17 protein-coding genes and 1 pseudogene are annotated in these 15,037 nt (G+C 68.0%); 7 read left to right on the top strand and 11 right to left on the bottom strand.

The window, feature by feature from the left end; translation table 11 throughout:
* Positions 1 to 184: 184 nt before the first annotated feature.
* Both ABIA33_RS07435 and ABIA33_RS07430 read left to right on the top strand, forming a co-directional pair.
* On the top strand, positions 185 to 484 hold the full coding sequence (locus ABIA33_RS07435) for a hypothetical protein (protein ID WP_370078450.1): 300 nt from the start codon (positions 185 to 187) through the stop codon (positions 482 to 484).
* A 70-nt stretch (positions 485 to 554) separates the two neighbouring features.
* Positions 555 to 1,067 carry a hypothetical protein gene (locus ABIA33_RS07430; protein ID WP_370078448.1) on the top strand — a complete coding sequence of 171 codons (513 nt, stop codon included), beginning with the start codon at positions 555 to 557 and terminating at the stop codon, positions 1,065 to 1,067.
* 212 nt (positions 1,068 to 1,279) lie between these two features.
* On the opposite strand, the pseudogene ABIA33_RS07425 reads toward ABIA33_RS07430, so the two are convergent.
* From ABIA33_RS07425 to ABIA33_RS07405, 5 genes and pseudogenes are all read right to left on the bottom strand, one after another.
* Positions 1,280 to 2,255: pseudogene (locus ABIA33_RS07425) on the bottom strand (arsenic resistance protein).
* Between the two features lie 107 nt (positions 2,256 to 2,362).
* Complete coding sequence (locus tag ABIA33_RS07420; RefSeq protein ID WP_370078446.1) at positions 2,363 to 2,674, bottom strand: hypothetical protein; 312 nt, start codon at positions 2,672 to 2,674, stop codon at positions 2,363 to 2,365.
* Positions 2,671 to 3,450 carry a heavy metal-responsive transcriptional regulator gene (locus tag ABIA33_RS07415; RefSeq protein ID WP_370078444.1) on the bottom strand — a complete coding sequence of 260 codons (780 nt, stop codon included), beginning with the start codon at positions 3,448 to 3,450 and terminating at the stop codon, positions 2,671 to 2,673. The genes ABIA33_RS07420 and ABIA33_RS07415 overlap by 4 nt, the downstream gene beginning before the upstream one ends.
* 368 nt (positions 3,451 to 3,818) lie before the next feature.
* Positions 3,819 to 5,246: a serine hydrolase domain-containing protein gene (locus tag ABIA33_RS07410; RefSeq protein WP_370078442.1), complete on the bottom strand. Its 1,428-nt coding sequence runs from the start codon at positions 5,244 to 5,246 to the stop codon at positions 3,819 to 3,821.
* A gap of 125 nt (positions 5,247 to 5,371) precedes the next feature.
* Positions 5,372 to 6,640, bottom strand: a complete 1,269-nt coding sequence (locus tag ABIA33_RS07405; RefSeq protein ID WP_370078440.1) for a Tn3 family transposase — start codon at positions 6,638 to 6,640, stop codon at positions 5,372 to 5,374.
* A 50-nt stretch (positions 6,641 to 6,690) separates the two neighbouring features.
* Between ABIA33_RS07405 and ABIA33_RS07400 the strand changes: the two genes are divergently transcribed.
* On the top strand, positions 6,691 to 7,608 hold the full coding sequence (locus tag ABIA33_RS07400) for a serine hydrolase domain-containing protein (RefSeq protein WP_370078438.1): 918 nt from the start codon (positions 6,691 to 6,693) through the stop codon (positions 7,606 to 7,608).
* 259 nt (positions 7,609 to 7,867) lie between these two features.
* Here ABIA33_RS07400 and ABIA33_RS07395 read toward each other — a convergent pair whose 3' ends face one another.
* Together ABIA33_RS07395 and ABIA33_RS07390 are read right to left on the bottom strand one after the other, a co-directional pair.
* Positions 7,868 to 8,221 (bottom strand): nuclear transport factor 2 family protein, encoded by a 354-nt coding sequence (locus ABIA33_RS07395; RefSeq protein ID WP_370078436.1) that lies wholly within the window; start codon positions 8,219 to 8,221, stop codon positions 7,868 to 7,870.
* 25 nt (positions 8,222 to 8,246) lie between these two features.
* Positions 8,247 to 9,032: an SDR family oxidoreductase gene (locus ABIA33_RS07390; RefSeq protein WP_370078434.1), complete on the bottom strand. Its 786-nt coding sequence runs from the start codon at positions 9,030 to 9,032 to the stop codon at positions 8,247 to 8,249.
* Positions 9,033 to 9,129: 97 nt separating this feature from the next.
* Between ABIA33_RS07390 and ABIA33_RS07385 the strand changes: the two genes are divergently transcribed.
* Positions 9,130 to 9,648, top strand: a complete 519-nt coding sequence (locus ABIA33_RS07385; protein WP_370078432.1) for a winged helix-turn-helix transcriptional regulator — start codon at positions 9,130 to 9,132, stop codon at positions 9,646 to 9,648.
* An 89-nt stretch (positions 9,649 to 9,737) separates the two neighbouring features.
* Here ABIA33_RS07385 and ABIA33_RS07380 read toward each other — a convergent pair whose 3' ends face one another.
* From ABIA33_RS07380 to ABIA33_RS07370, 3 genes are all read right to left on the bottom strand, one after another.
* Positions 9,738 to 9,944 (bottom strand): hypothetical protein, encoded by a 207-nt coding sequence (locus ABIA33_RS07380; protein ID WP_370078430.1) that lies wholly within the window; start codon positions 9,942 to 9,944, stop codon positions 9,738 to 9,740.
* Positions 9,945 to 10,263: 319 nt separating this feature from the next.
* A complete protein-coding gene (locus tag ABIA33_RS07375; protein ID WP_370078428.1) occupies positions 10,264 to 10,998 on the bottom strand; it encodes a class I SAM-dependent methyltransferase in 735 nt (244 codons plus the stop codon).
* 400 nt (positions 10,999 to 11,398) lie between these two features.
* Positions 11,399 to 11,875, bottom strand: coding sequence for a MarR family winged helix-turn-helix transcriptional regulator (locus tag ABIA33_RS07370; protein ID WP_370078425.1), 477 nt, complete (start codon positions 11,873 to 11,875; stop codon positions 11,399 to 11,401).
* Positions 11,876 to 11,945: 70 nt separating this feature from the next.
* On the opposite strand from ABIA33_RS07370, the gene ABIA33_RS07365 reads away from it, so the two are divergent.
* Positions 11,946 to 12,869 (top strand): alpha/beta hydrolase, encoded by a 924-nt coding sequence (locus ABIA33_RS07365; protein ID WP_370078423.1) that lies wholly within the window; start codon positions 11,946 to 11,948, stop codon positions 12,867 to 12,869.
* A gap of 439 nt (positions 12,870 to 13,308) precedes the next feature.
* Positions 13,309 to 13,488: a hypothetical protein gene (locus ABIA33_RS07360; RefSeq protein WP_370078421.1), complete on the top strand. Its 180-nt coding sequence runs from the start codon at positions 13,309 to 13,311 to the stop codon at positions 13,486 to 13,488.
* A gap of 42 nt (positions 13,489 to 13,530) precedes the next feature.
* On the opposite strand, the gene ABIA33_RS07355 is transcribed toward ABIA33_RS07360, so the two are convergent.
* The gene (locus ABIA33_RS07355; RefSeq protein ID WP_370078419.1) at positions 13,531 to 14,070 is read right to left on the bottom strand and encodes a transposase; all 540 of its coding nucleotides are present in this window, start codon (positions 14,068 to 14,070) and stop codon (positions 13,531 to 13,533) included.
* 174 nt (positions 14,071 to 14,244) lie between these two features.
* On the opposite strand from ABIA33_RS07355, the gene ABIA33_RS07350 reads away from it, so the two are divergent.
* On the top strand, positions 14,245 to 14,916 hold the full coding sequence (locus tag ABIA33_RS07350) for a VOC family protein (RefSeq protein WP_370078417.1): 672 nt from the start codon (positions 14,245 to 14,247) through the stop codon (positions 14,914 to 14,916).
* The last annotated feature ends 121 nt before the right edge of the window (positions 14,917 to 15,037 follow it).

Below are 15,037 nucleotides of genomic sequence, written 5' to 3'. Positions count from 1 at the left end.
GCTCGTGAGATTGATGTCGCTGAGTTGTGAGAGCGGGTTGGTGCTTGCTTCGGGACTTTGGTTGTGCTGTGTGCGAAGAGGAGGCCGGGGTGAGGGGGAACGGAGCGGTGGATCTTGACACTGCTGCTGGCCGTATGAGGAGATCGCCCGGGTAACTCTGCCCCGGGGAGAAGGAACAAGTCACGTGGTCTTGCGAATCGCGGCGGCGCAGCAGCACGCGACGATCGGCAGCGTCTTGGAGACCGCCGCATTCTCCCTGGCGATAGGACTGATACTGCTGATGGCCGGCAGGCACCAGCGCACGATGGCCGACTCGGCGCTCGCGTCCGGATCGCCCGCGCAGTGGGGCGGCCAACTGGTCGAGCGCCCCTCGACAAGTCGAAGCCGGCGCATCAGCGGCTTGGTGATCATCGTGCTGAGCGTTCCCTTCCTCGCCACGGGGGTGCTCTGCCTGCTGGACGTGCTCCTGCTGGCGATCCGCTGAACCCCGCCGTCCCGCTGTCCGCGCTGTCACTGCCATCGCATACCTTGAGCCCATCGACTGAGGAGGGGTAGTGGGCTTCACTGGGGACTTCGTCTTGGCGCGCAGCGATCAACCGCTCCGCGAATTCGCCCTGTTCGCATCCGGTTGCACGGACGGCCATCTCGACTGCGTGTCGTCGTGCTGGCCGCGTCCCGACGGCTGGCAGACCCTGCAGGTCCACCACGGAGTGCGAGATGACTCGCTCGCCGCCTTCCAGGGGCTGGTCGAAGCCACCGGCGCCCCGATCCTGATCGCGAACGTGATGGATAGCGACGTCTGCCAGGTTCGCGGCCTGGACCCGTCAGGGGCGGTGTGGTCGACCTTCCTGGACCCGGCCATGGCAGCCGAATACGGAGCACCTGAGCCTGCCCCGGGCGCCGCCGAACACATCCAGCGGTGGGCGGCCGCAGCCGGATTCTCCGCTGACCCCAGAGCGCTCGCGGACGTCCTGGCCAAGCGCGCGCATCCGTTCGTTGAGGACCTGGTCTTCGAGTTGATCGACTCCTGTGGCTTCCCGCCGAGCATCCCGGACGACCCGAAGTAGATCCCGACGCAGGTGCGCAGCGTCATCCTCGCTCTGACATGGCTGCTCTCACATCTCAGCAACATCCGAGAGCCTGCGGGCGAGGCAACATTCCCTGGCTACGTAGGTGTGACTGGAGAGCGCTTGTTGATGGGTTGGCAGCGGTTGTTGATCACTGGCTCGCAGAATGTTGTCGGGAAGTAGCATCACCGCGCTGCGCGTGCCACGCGGAGTCAGGGGCTGGGGACCAGGCGGGGCACAGCTCTGACGTAGATCACCATGCCGACGACTTCCACGAGGGTCTGGGTGACAACCACGACGCCGGCCAGGGCGAGCCGGTCGGGCAGGGCGAGGGCCAGGGGCAGGACGACCAGGGAGTTGCGGGTCGCTCCGGTGAACACGATGGCCCGCGAGGCGGGGGCGTCCAGGCCGAACAGGCGAGCGACGGCGCGTCCGGCGAAGGCCATGACGAGGAGGAACGCGGCGTAGAAGGGCACGACGGCGGCCACGTCGCCCAGGTGGCTGCCGATCTTGGGGACCTGGGAGGCGACAACGACCAGCAGGGTGGCGGCCATCAGCGGCACCATCGTGGTCGTCGCCGCATCGGCGACTTTCTGGCCGGCGGCCCGGCGGGCGGCCCACGCCTGGGTGGCCCAGGCCAGGGCCAGGGGGATAGCGATCAGGAAGGCGAAGGCTCGCAGGAACGGGCTCACGGCCACGATGGAGCCCAGGTCCGAGCCCAAGAACAGGTACAAGAACAGCGGCAGCAGCAGCATCTGGACGAGCAGGACCAGCGGGGTGGCGGCGAGCAGACGGCGGTTGCTGCCGCCGGCCAGCCCGCTGAAGACGATGACGTAGTCCACGCACGGGCACAGCAGCACCATCAACACCCCGACCCGCACGGCCTGGTCAGCGGGCAGGAAGGTGAACATCGCGGCGACCACCAGCGGCACCACCAGGAAGTTCACCACCAGTGCGACGATCAGGAACCGTCCGTCGCGCAGCGAGCGCAGCAGTTCCGCGGCGGGGACCTGGAGGAAGGTCACGAACAGCAGGGTGCCCAGCACCGGGTTGATGGCGTGCTCCAGGCCCGGCCCGGCGCCTGGCGCGGCCCAGCCGACCAGGGCTCCCCGCCGCCATGGCCCCGAGGTAGACCGCGACCTGGTGGTCCTCCATGCGCTCGACCGCGCCCGTGGACTCCTGCGACACCGGGGAAGCTCCTTGCTCACGTGCCGACCGCGCCGGTGGCGGCCACTGCCGAGCCATCCTCACAGGTCACAGCATCCGAGCAGCCACCGCCCCGGTGTCGCCGTAGTTCAGGACCGGGGCTTGGCGGTGGTGCCCGCGGCGAGGGGCATGGGCAGATCCACCGGCCCCGGTGCGCGGTCGGTGCGGCAGGCCGCCGCGCGTCGGCGTCGGCGCACCAGGAGCAGTACCAGGAACACAGCCACGGCCAGAACCGCGAGTGCGGGCACCCACACCGAGGCGACCGCGGAGGCCGCGCCGATCGTGCCGAGGACCGCCAGCAGCGGGCCCGCACAGCACACCGCGCAGGCCAGGGCTGCCGCCGCGCCGGCCCCGAGGACGCCCCAGGGGCGGGCGGGACGCGGTGAAGGGGGATTGCTCATACGGTCGCTCCGAACAGGTCGGCCAGCATGGACGCCGCGCCCTCGGGAGCGCGGACGCTCAGTTCCAGGGCGGTGGGAGTCAGGTGCAGGGTGAAGTCGAGGAACCCGCAGCAACCCTGCTCGGCTGCTGCCAGCGCCGCCACTTCACCGGCCAGCTCCACCGTGGCGGGGAAGACCAGCCGTACCCCGTCCGCGATCGCGTGCCGGTCCTTGGCCCGGTCGACCATCGATCGCCACTGGTCGGTGCGGTCCGCCAGTTCCGTCCGGCCCAGGGTGCACGCCACCGGAGCCTGCCGCCACGCCTCGGGGCCGGGCACAGCTTCGGGGCGGCTGGGCGACAGGGTGACCGGCACCGGTCCCGGGGCGCTGGCGGTGGTGGTCGTGCAGCCGCAGTCCGGCCCGCAGGCACCCGCGGGCGCGGGCCCGGACAGGCCCGTGTGGACGGCGGCCAGGTGCGCGGAGAACGCGGACAGTTCCGCGATCCGCCGGTGCGTGTCGGCGATCCGGTCCGCGACCAGCGGCACCATACGGTCGCGGACCGAGGCGCACACGCCGTCCTCGCGCACCTCCAGGAGCTCACGGATCTCCTCCAGCGCCAGCCCCAGGAGCTTGGCCGAGGAGATGAACGCCAGCCGCTCCACCGCCGCCTCACCGTAGAGCCGGTAGCCCGACGCGGTGCGCTCCGCCGGCAGCAGCCCGGCGCTCTCGTAGAAGCGCAGGGTCGTGGCCGGAACACCTGAGCGCTCCGCCAACTGCGAGATTCGGTACGTGGTCATGCCGCGACGGTAGACCTTCGACCCGACTCGAAGGTCAAGCACCTTCCGACATCAGAAGCAACCACCGGGCCGCTGCCAAATCTGAACAACACCATTTTCCCGCCGACCGGGATGCTGTCAGCCCTCCGCAACAAACGCTGTCGCTTATCGATGACACAGCCAATTCCTGGACTGGACGCTCCAAGAGAGTCGACATCTGCCAAAAAGTCTGCCAAAACGACTTGGCAGACAGGGGAAACCCGGGTCGGCATCGCGGGCAAGTAGTTCGCCGGGGATACGGCTCCACTCGCGGTTGTGGAACTCGTCGAGGTCAAGGTGCCGCTGGGCGAGGAATGCGGTGTACATCCAAGAGGTCCTGGAGCGCCGTCCTACGCAACGTCAGGTCGTGTCATCAGCGGCGACCGCACGTGCAGTTCCAGGCTGGGGCCGGTCAGGGGCAGGGTGCTCCATGTCGCCGTCGCGGTTCCTGCGTCGGCGTCGACGGCCAGCCGAACGCGGTGCGGGGTGGTGATGACGTATAGATCGGCGACGTAGGTGCTGCCCTGCCAGGCACCGACCGCGACGACAGGACGGCCGAGCGGGGAGCTTTCCCGCCAGTCGCCGTGGCCGACCTCAACGTCGAAGAGCGACTCGAATCGTACGAGCCATCCGCCGTCGGTGGGATCGACGGTGACCGTCGTTCCGTCGGGCAGGGCCGACCTCTCGGCCGAGGCGTCGAGTTTCGCACTGGCCGCACGCCCCGGAGCGGCCGAACCCAGCACCGGCTGCAGCGACAGTCGCTGCAGCCGATCAGCGAGGATCGCGTCGTCCTGGGTGCTTCCCGCGTGACCCACGCCGGGCAGCAGGCACTCCCAAACTGCGTCGAGCACGTCCTGGGACTCTCCTTGGGCGGTCACGGCGACGACGAGATCGTGGGACGGGACGACCACACACTGCTGCGCATAGGAGCCATGGCCGTGGTAGCCGTGACGCGACATCCAGAACTGATAGCCGTAGCCGTAAGAGAAGTCCGCCTGGTCCGATCCGTCCAGGATCCACTCGCTGTCGATGTGCCGACTGGTCGCCAGCTCCACCCAACCGCGTGGGACGAGTTGTTGGTCGCCCCACATGCCTCCGCGCCGCAGCAGTTCGCCGAAGGCGGCGACGCCCTCGGTCGTCAAGTGCAGTCCGTGGAATCCGAAGGCGGCGCCACTGGCCACCCGGTCCCACTCGGCGTGGTCGATGCCCATCGGCGTAAACAGGCGCACGTCGAGGAACTCCGGAAGACCGCGGCCCGTGACCCGCTCCACCATCCGGGCCAGGATGTAGGTGGTCGAGTTGTCGTAGACGTGCCGCGTTCCCTCGGCCGCGGCGAACGGCAGGCTCAGGAAGCCCTTCACCAAGTCGTCGGGTTCCCGCTCCCACGCCTCGGCGAGGCTGTCGGTGGGGTGCCCGGACGTCATGGACAGCAGGTGGTGAACGGTGATACGGCGACCCTGCTCCGAGACGTCGGCCGGGACGCGGTCGGGCAGCACGTCCACCACACGGTCGTCCAGCGAGAGCAGCCCGTCGCCGATCGCGAGCCCCACGGCGATCGACGTGAACGACTTGGTCAGCGAGTAGAGAAGGTGCGGGCGGTCGGCCGAGTACGGCGCCCACCAGCCTTCGGCCACGACGTGACCGCGGTGCACGACCATAATGGAGTGGCTCTCGCCGGATCGTGCTTCGAGCCTGTCCAGCATCGCGGAGATCGAACGGGACGATATCCCCGAGGCGGCAGGCGCCGAACGGGGAAGCAGGGTGCGCTGAGACGGCATTCCGGCTTTCTAGCATATCCACACGGATCCGGGACGCGCCGCCGACCGACAGCACATCTCCCCGTGACGGAATGGCTCCGTCATCACGAAGCAGGATCACCGATGACCTCGATATATTACGAGGATCAAGGTAGGACCGGACCGTCAACGGCGGTGTCCGCTGGGGTGCGGGGATGGGGCACTGCGAGCCCCAGGTCGAGGCGCTTGTCCATGTCCAGGCGGAAGGTCCCGTACGGGTTGACGTTCGACCAGAACAACGCGGTCAGGCCGCGCCGGTCTTCGTCGCTCAGCCTCTTCGCCCACGCGGGTTCGGCCAGGATCTGTTCCACCAGCAGGGTGTTGACGTGCACGAGCGCGGACTGCAGCAGGTGCAGGGCGAGCATCGAGGAATCGGCGTGTTCCTTGCCCGGGCCGGTCAGGGCGCCGTCCTTGCCGTAGTGGAGCACGGCGTTCGCGCTGTTCCAGTTCTCGACGACCTGGAGTCCGCCGTGGATCTCGCGGCGCAGACCGGGGCCCGCGAGGTAATCGCATGCGAAGACCGTACGAACTGCGCGCCCCAGTTCTTCGAGCGCGGCGTAGGTGGGGTGCTTGGGGCCGCCTCGGGTGAAGCGCCGCAGGACCTGCTCCGCCTCGGCGGTGCCGAGCCGGAGTGCGGTGGCGTACTTGACCATCTGGTCGTACTGCTGCTCGATCAGCTCCCAGCGGATCGGCCGCGTCAGCGAGGCGCCGAGCGCAGGCCAGCCGGGCGGGGTGTCGTCCGGCCGGTACAGACGGATGCTGCCGATGTTCTTCAACCGTGGGAGCAGACGGAAGTTGAGCAATTCGGTGAAGGCGAACCCCACGACGCTCGCGCCGTGCGTGTCGACGTAGTTGGACTCGATCTCGGCGTCCGTGCAATGCCGCAGCAGGGCCTCGATCATCGCCGCGACCTCGTCCCGTAGCGCGACCAGGACGCACAGCTCGTACGGGATGCGCTCAACCTTGCCTTTGTCGTCGACGACCGCCTCGCGCCAGTCCTTACGCACCACGCCGTCCATCGACACGGCCTCTGTGGCGTCGTAGAAGCGGGTCTTTCCGTCGACGTCGGCGTACTTCTTCAGCAGCCTCATCGCGTCCGTCACCGGCTGGTAGGCGGTGTTGTTGCACTTGAAGCCAAGCGTGTTCAGCAGCGGCGGCAGCATCTGCCGGTAGTACGAGCTGTAGGAGGAGCGCAGGGTGGTGCGGACCTTGGCCTTGAAGACCTTCTCATTCGCCTTCGCCTCGGCCACCAGCTCACGGAGCGTCTTCTCCCCGACCACCGGCAACAGGGCTCGGCGTACGACCTCGTCGGGCTTGTCGACAGCGGCCGCCGCCAACTTGAAAACGATGCCTTCCTTGCCGCGGACCTTCTTCAACTCGGCGGTGAGCTGCGCGAATGTCAGACCCCGCTATTAGGCTCCCCGCCATGCGAGAACTCATTGACGCCCTGGTCCGGTCCGCCGAACGAGAGGGCATGGAACTCTACGGAGTGCACATCTACCGCCGCGGTGCCGAGCCGGTCGAACGCAGGCTCCGCTCGGACGACCGGGTCGACGTGCGGTCGGTCTCGAAGACCTTTACGTCCGTAGCGCTTGGCATCGCCGAAGCCGAAGGCCGCCTCGCCCTGGACGACCCCGCCCTCGAGTACTTCCCCGAGCTAGCCGGCTCTGCCGCGCCCCGCCTGGACCAGGTCACGCTCCGGCACTTGCTCATGATGACGTCCGGCAGCCCGTACTCCTGGTCCGCCTACGACCCCGTCGTAGTCCCGGACCTAGCCGCTGACTTCTTCGCGACCCCGCTCGCGCACGAGCCCGGCACGTATTTCAGGTACACCGGCATCGGCCCGTACATAGCGGCCCGCTCTCTGCGCGCCGCGACCGGCGCCAACGTCCGCGACTACCTGCTGCCCCGCCTCTTCACCCCGCTGGCCATCCACAACCCCCAGTGGCACACCTGCCCCCTCGGCCATCCGGTAGCGGAGAGCGCCCTCTACCTGAGGACGTCCGAACTGGCCCGCTTCGGCCGCCTCCTGCTAGACGAGGGCCGCCACGAAGGCCGCCAGCTGGTCCCCGCCGAATACTGCGCACGAATCGCGACTGAAACCGTCCCGACCGTGAAGGATCCAACAGACGAAGGCTTCCGCCTCTCGGACAGTTACGGCCTCGGCGTCTGGTGCACCCCCGGGGATAAAACGTACAAAATGGCAGGCCTCTACGGCCAGCTCTGCATAATCTCCCCGGATAAGGAAGCGGTGGTAACCGTAACCGCCCACGTGGAAGGGAGGGGCTCCCAGCGAACCTCTATAACAGCCCTAATAGACGAAGAGATCGTAGCCCGCCTATAAAGGCAAGCAGCGCGGCAACCGTCGTCGTGCCGAGACGCCAGGCTCACCGTGATGGGGATCTTTGAATCTCCTCACGCTGTGCTGAGGTATGGCCCGGAGTTGCTCGCCTTGATTCCTCAGGCATGCGCGTGCTGATCTGCGGGTGGATGCCGAATGTGAGGGCTGGCCTGGTTGCCGGGTGGCTGGCTTGGCACGACGGCTGGGACGGGCGGTTCAGGTGAGCGGGGCTTGTCGCGCAGGCGGCAGCAGGTGAGCGGACTCAGGGCTCGATGACGAGGCGTTCAATGAGGTCGTCGCGGAGTGTGAACTGGTAGCGCAGATCGATGGTGCCGCCGGGGAAGTTGCCTTCGAGGTGGTGGGTGGCGATGTAGCGGGTCGCGTCGGTCTGTTGGGCGTTCGTGAGGTGGATGGTGTAGGTGAATTCGGTGGCGGATCGGCCGAGCCACCCCTCGATCTCCTCGGTGCCCTGGTAGGTGTTGCCGTCGTCGATCACTGTGGCTTCGCCGGTGAACGCCGTGACCGCGGTGGCGGTGTCGTGGGCGCGGTGCGCTTTGAGGTAGCGGGTGATCACCTCGGGCAGGGTGTCCGGGGTTCGGGGCTGGTTGTCGTGCATGACGATCCTTGGGGTGGTGGCGGGTTCAGACGGTGGGGGTGGTGCCGCCGTCGATGACGTGTTCGGCACCGACGATGGCCGAGGCGCGGTCGGAGACGAGGAAGGCGACGAGCTCGGCGACCTCCTCGGGCCGGTTGGGACGGCCGAGCGGGATGCCGCCCAGGGAGTCCATGAGCCGGCCCAGCGCCGCTTCCTGGGTGATGTCCGCGTCGTGGGCGATCCGGGCGACGAGGTTGTCGGCGGCCGAGGTCTGGACGAAGCCGGGCGAGACGGTGTTGACGCGGACGCCGTGCGGGGCGACCTGGTTGGCCAGGCCCTTGCTGTAGGTGGTCAGGGCGGCCTTGGCGGCGGCGTAGGCCAGGGTGCCGTTCCACAGCGGCATGCGGCGCTGGATCGAGGTGACGTGCACGACCGCGCCCTTGCCCGTGGCGATCATGTACGGCAGGAGTGCGCGATCCAGGCGGACGGCGGCCAGCAGGTTCGTGTTCAGCTCCCTGGCCCAGTCGTCCTCGCCGAGCGCCGCGAACCCTCCAGCCGGTGCCTCGGAACCGCCGAGGGTGTTGACCAGGATGTCAACGCCTCCCACGCGGGCGTCCACCTCGGCGGCGACGTGGGCCGCGCCATGGGCGGTGGACAGGTCGGCGGTGATGAACGCCTTCTCCTCGGCGTCGTCGGGGCGGGTGCGGGCGGTGACCAGCACGGTCGCGCCGGCCTCGGCGAGCCGTCGGGCGATGGCGGCTCCGGTGCCCTTGGTGCCGCCGGTGACCAGAGCGCGTCGGCCTTCGAGGGATTCGCTGATGTATGTGGTCACGGTGTGCTCCGTTCCCGGGTGCGGGCACAGAAAGCACCGCTCCCGCTACGACTGCTAGAATAGAAGCTACTTACTTCTACTTTAGCAGTAACTGGGGATGGTCGCCGTGGCAAGCCGGATCAGGCTGGAGGACCGGGAGTGCCCGCTGTCCACGACGGTGGAACACGTCGGCGAGTGGTGGACGCTGCTGATCCTCCACGACGCCTTCGACGGCTACACCCGCTTCGACCAGTTCCAGGAGAGCCTGGGCATCTCCTCCAGCATGCTCACTACGCGGCTGAAAACGCTCGTCGCGGACGGACTCCTGGAGCGCCGGCTCTACCAGACCAACCCCGTGCGCCACGAGTACGTCCTCACCGAACTCGGGCACTCCCTGCGTCCGGTGATCGTCGCCCTCGCTGCATGGGGCAACTCCCGTCTCACACCGGCTGAGCGCAGCATGATCCTCATCGACGCGCGCAGCGGCGAGGAGGTCGAGCCCGTCGTCGTCGACGCCAAGACCGGCCGCCGACTCGACGACAGCGGCACCTATGTCTTCACCGCAGGTCCCGCAGCGAGCGACGCGATGCGCAACCGCTACGTAACACGGCAGGCCATCCCCGCGGAAGAGGCGTAAGGCTGCTCGGACAGACTTGAGCCGGGCCGGGAATACGGGCCGTACCCGATCCACCAGGCAGCAACGACTCATCGCCGACATACGCCTGCCTATCCTCCCCAGCCGTTGAGAACCGGATCAAGTGAGGCGAGGAGCAACACCGGTCGTTTCCAACGGGGATCCTCATCAACCGGCGTGGCGCCCGCCGGATCCTGCCCGGCCGGCTCAAGCGCGGCGGCGTGGACCAGGGCGAGGAGGTCACGGTGGCGATAGAGGAAAGTGCGGTCCACCCGTGCCTGCCGGGCGATGGCGGACACGCTGATCTGGCCACCGTCCTTCGCCGCGGCTTTGATGGCGCTCGGTCCGGCGGAGCCGTGTGACGATGCTAGGCAAGCCCCGCGTCGGCCAGCCGCTCCCCGACGTCCTCGATGGCACTGTCCTGGTCGATCTTCGGCCACCGGCCCCGGCTCACTGTCACCGGCACGACTCTACCGACGGCTCGGCAGTCATGGACGAGCTGGCCGCCTCACCGCTTCGAGGGGGTGTCGAATGTTCAAGCGACGGCAGCTTCGAGAGGGCAAGGACTTCCGGTGGTATGCAGTCAGGAGCTCGTCACGCCGCAGTCCGCGGCGGGGCTCACGCCAGTGCGATGAGACGATAGACGGGATCTGGCCGGGGCACGTCCTGAGCGGGCAGCGCAGCCAAGTTGCGGCAGATCTCACCGAGCTCGGCCGGTGCGGCCTGTCGGCTCCAGGGGAAGCTGCCGGCGGCGATGCGCTCGCTCCACTGGCGCGGACTGCGGCCCTGACCGACTCCCACAAACGTCACCTCACCGACCGGACGCATTCCGTGCTCGGCTGCCAGGCTCACCACCTGGTCGAACTGGTCGGCAGCCGCCGGGGCGTGCTTGCTCCGCACCTCCGCCGTCACGCCTGCGATGTCACTGTCGACATGGAAGGCCGCCTCGTCCTTGTCCACAGTGGTGACCAGCGCGCCGCCCCCGCGCAGCGCTCGTGCGGCCTCGGCGAGTACTGGCGCTGCATCAGGAAGCAAGTGCAGCAGCCAGATCATGGTCACCGCGTCCGTGCGAGCAGTACCTACGGGCAGGCGGGTGGCGTCGGCAAGCGCGAGCGATCGCGGAAGTCGGCTCACTGCCATGGTGGCCATGCCGGGCGAACGGTCCAGTCCGAGGACCACCCGGCCGGGGCGGCAAAGTCGCCTCGTCACAATTCCGGTGCCGCATGCGACATCCACCAGCGTCCGCATACCCACTGGCAGCAGGCGCTCGATGGCTTGCGCGGCCGCCGCGGCACGGGCTTCACCCCCGCGGGAGGCGTCATACGAGTCAGCTTCGGCGTTGTAGTCGATCACCCGAGCCAACCTACTGGAGATCCATACGGGCGCTCCAGAACCTGCTTTCGGCCCCCCTGATAGGAGATCGCTAGTTCAGAGAACTCCTGTCCCGCCCCGGACTCTCGGTGATCGCCACGAGACCACACCCTTGCAGTGGCTTCAACGTGGCAACTGAAGGTTCGCCATTTTCGTGATCGGCTGCTGGGTTGCGGGTGGCGTGTGTGAAGTTGGCTGGTCGTCAGGAGTTGGCGGGCGGGTCGACCCAGAAGCCAGGCACGGAACGCATATACGCGCGTCCTGGCCTACGGCTCCCAGTTGCGGACCGCGGAGAGGCATCAGTCCGGGGGCAGAACCCCGATGGTGCACCGAGGCTGATCATGCCTGGCTGTTGGCGTTTCGACCGGGTTGCGAAAACGCGTCAGCCTGTGGGCGTGCCGATCTGGTCGCGTTCCAGGACGGAACGCAGCTCCGAGAGGGCCTGCGCGGCGGCCGCCATGGGGGACGCCTTGAGCGGATCTGCGATCAGCTCGGCCAAGCGCTCGGTAAAGGTCCCTTCTGCCGCGTCGACCAACTGCAGGCCGCCGTCGGTCACTTCGAGCAGTGACGACCGGCGGTCCGACGGGTTCGGCATGCGGGCAACCCATCCCTGCCGCTCCAGGCGGTCGACGCCCTTACTGGTGGCCCCGATGCCAATGGCGAACTCCGCCGCCAGGTCCGCCACCCGGGCCCCGGGGTGGTCGCGGAGGTGGCGCAGGAACTCGAACTGCGACGTGACGATCCCGTGCCGCTCGCGAAGACGGTCGTTGAGGGCGTTGTACAGACGCGTCTCGCATCGGACCAGGTCGGCAAAGAAGCCCGGGAGGTCGATCGTCGCACCGCTCACTTTAGATGCCATGGCATGTAGTCTAGGTTAGATGCCACGGCATATAGTGCAGCGGAAGATACTTGCGGCAGGAGCAGACATCATGAGCAAGGAACAGCGCGCGCAGGTCGATGCGATGCTGCGGCAGCCCCGGCCCGAGGGCCCCCAGTCGGTCGAGGCGATCCGAGCCGGATTCAAGGCGATGATGGCCCAGATGATCGTCCCGGACGGCCTCCGCACCACGGAGACGACGCTCGGCGACCGACCCGCGCTGTACGTCGAGCCAGGCAACGAGACGCGCACCGGGACGATCCTGTACTTCCACGGCGGCGCCTACGTGTTCGGCTCCCCCGAGACCGCGCTGTCGCTGACGGGGAACCTCGCGGCCAGGACCGGGTTCAGGGCGTACTCGCTCGACTACCGGCTCGCCCCCGAACACCCGTTCCCAGCCGCGATCCAGGACGCACTGAGCGCCTACCGCGCCCTCCTCGACAGCGGCGAAGACCCTTCGACCATCGCGTTCGCCGGGGACTCCGCCGGCGGCGGCCTCAGCGTCACCACCTGCCTCGCCGCCCGCGACGCCGGTCTCCCCATGCCCGCCGCGATCGTGGCCTTCTCCCCCGGCCTGGACGCCACCCGGACGGGCGAGAGCATGGACACCAAGGCGGGCATCGACCCGTTCTTCACCCGCGAGAGCCTGGGACACACCGGGGCCATGTACCTGGCGGGAGCCGACCCGCTCCTGCCCATGCTCAGCCCCGCCGTCCTCGCCGACCTGACAGGCTTCCCCCCGATGCTCCTCCAAGCGGGCGCCAACGAAGTACTCCTGGACGACTCCACCCGCATGGCCGCCCGCGCCCGCGTAGCCGGAGTGGACGTGATCCTCGACATCACCGCCGACCTACCCCACGTGTTCCAGTCCTTCGCCGGCGTTCTCGACGAGGCCGACCAGGCACTGGACCGCGCAGCCCTCTTCCTCACCCAGCACGTCCACATTCCCGACACGGCGGCCGCGTCAGCCGGGTGAAGCTCGGAGCCGTCTGGCCATTCAGCAGGCTGGGCGGCTCGTAACGGCGACTGGCGCTGGACCCGATCCACCAGCAGGATGTGGTCTCCACTATCCACAGCCGTCATGGAAATCTGTGGATAACTCACCTTTGGCCTCCAGATGCACCACCGCCACGGAGGGAAACCGGGGGCTGCCCATCGAGTTGGGTCCCGGCGCTACGGATCATCCGGTGCCCTCGTCGTCGGCTTCTAGCCGACCGGACTCTCGGCGGGCGAGTGCAGTGAAGGTTGTGACTCGTACGCCGCCTGCTACGACGGGCGGATGGGCGTAGGTGTCCCAGGTCATCGCAAAGCGCCGGTGCCGCGACAGCGCCTGCACGGTTTTCGGGTCGAGCTTGCCCGAGGCTGCCAGGGCCGAGGTGTAGAAGGCGTCCGGCGGCGTCGGCGGCTCGCGCCAAGTGCTGCAGGAGCTGCGGCAGGCCCTCCAGCAGCTCCCATCCCGCCGCGAGCAGCAGGAGTTCGCCGACAGCGACGGCCACGGGCTGGGGCGTACCGCCGAGCGCGTGCACCGGCGTGGCGCCGAGCCGCACGCTGCCGGGCGGGACCGGCAACCGGCCTGCCAACTGGCCGACCTGTGACCGATCCCGCCGTCGCCTGACCGTCCGTCACCCGGCCCCCCATCACCCGGCCGCTGTGGCGCGTTTGGTCATCGCCCTGCAGGAGCAGGAGCTCGAACTCCTCCCCTGGCCCGCCGACGCGAAGCCCGGAGGAGGAGTCCTCGAGGGCGGCACGGGACAGTTCGATGATGGCCAGCGGATTGCCGTCGGCCTGTTCCAGCAACGACGAGGGCGCACCCCTGCACTACTTCCTGTCGCACCGGCGTCGCCGGTCTCGTCCGCGATCAGCACACCGTCGCCGTCGTCCAGGAGTTCCACGGCCCACGCCGCCGCCTGGCCGAGGACCGCCCGGTCGTCCCAGCGGGCGCGGGAGGGCAGGTGCTGGAGCCGGTGCGGCCCCGGATGCCCGATCGCCTCGGCCAGGGTCCAGCAGTTCACGTCCTCCAGCTCCATCAGCAGGCCCTCGGCCAGCTCACGGAACGTCCCGCGCGTCTCCCGCCGAGGAAAGCAGCAGGCCAACCGGCCCATCAGGTCCTCAAGGCACTCCAGGTGCCGCTCGTGCGCTACCGTTGCCGCGGCCGCCGCGGACTGATCGTGAGTCACATCTCGTCATGATCGCGGAGGTCACTGTCACACCCACAGACGCCTTCCGGTATCGCTGACCAGCACCGACACCCACCAGGTCACGATCTACAGCTGCCGTGCTGCTACCACGCCTCCACGAAACGCCCGAGTAGGGTACAGAGAAGCCACGACGACACTGGAGAGCATGACCATATGGCTGACACGATTCTGACGGAAAGCGAAGCGTCGCTGGCAGTTGAAGACCTCGGCTGGCGGTACCTCCTCGACTGCCTCACCACCGCTGTCACGGTCGACTCTCTCTTCGACGCGTGCGAAGTCATCCGCGCTGCGGTCGACATCGCCGGCCCACACGCGAACGACCATCTGCGCCTGCGCGCGACCGCCGACCGAGTGGAACTCACGCTGGAGACACGTGGCAAATTTCGAGTGACTACGCAGGACGTTGATCTAGCCCGCTCTATCACGAAGGCAGTTCGCACGGCCGGTTACCAGACGGTCGCGCACCCTGCTCATCATTCGGTTCAGTCCCTTGCAATCGCGATCGATGCGATGGACATCCCCGCAGTGCGCCCGTTCTGGAAGGCGGTACTCGGGTATGACGACGTCACTTCGCCCGCCGACCTAGTGGACCCGTCCTATGGCGGTCCATCTCTCTGGTTCCAGCAGATGGACGAACCGCGCACGCAGCGCAACAGAATTCATCTTGATCTGACTGTTCCGCACGACGATGCCGTTGCCCGAGTCGAAGCCGCCCTCGCGGTCGGCGGTCGGCTCGTCAGCGACGACCGTGCGCGAGCATTCTGGGTCTTGGCAGACTCCGAGGGCAATGAAGTCTGCGTGTGCACATGGCAGGACCGTGACTGACGCGTCGTAGGCGGCAGAACGCGGGGCTAGCTACTTGCCCCTGAAGAAGTCCGGGGCTTTGGTGGGAGTGACCTGGTCGGAGGGCTGGTGTGGGCTTCTGGTTGCCGCCACAGTGTGAAGT

This window comes from Streptacidiphilus sp. MAP12-16 (genome assembly GCF_041262165.1).
Classification (GTDB): domain Bacteria; phylum Actinomycetota; class Actinomycetes; order Streptomycetales; family Streptomycetaceae; genus Streptacidiphilus.
Note: the sequence above shows the minus strand (reverse complement) of the source record. Positions and strands in the feature narration are given on the sequence as shown.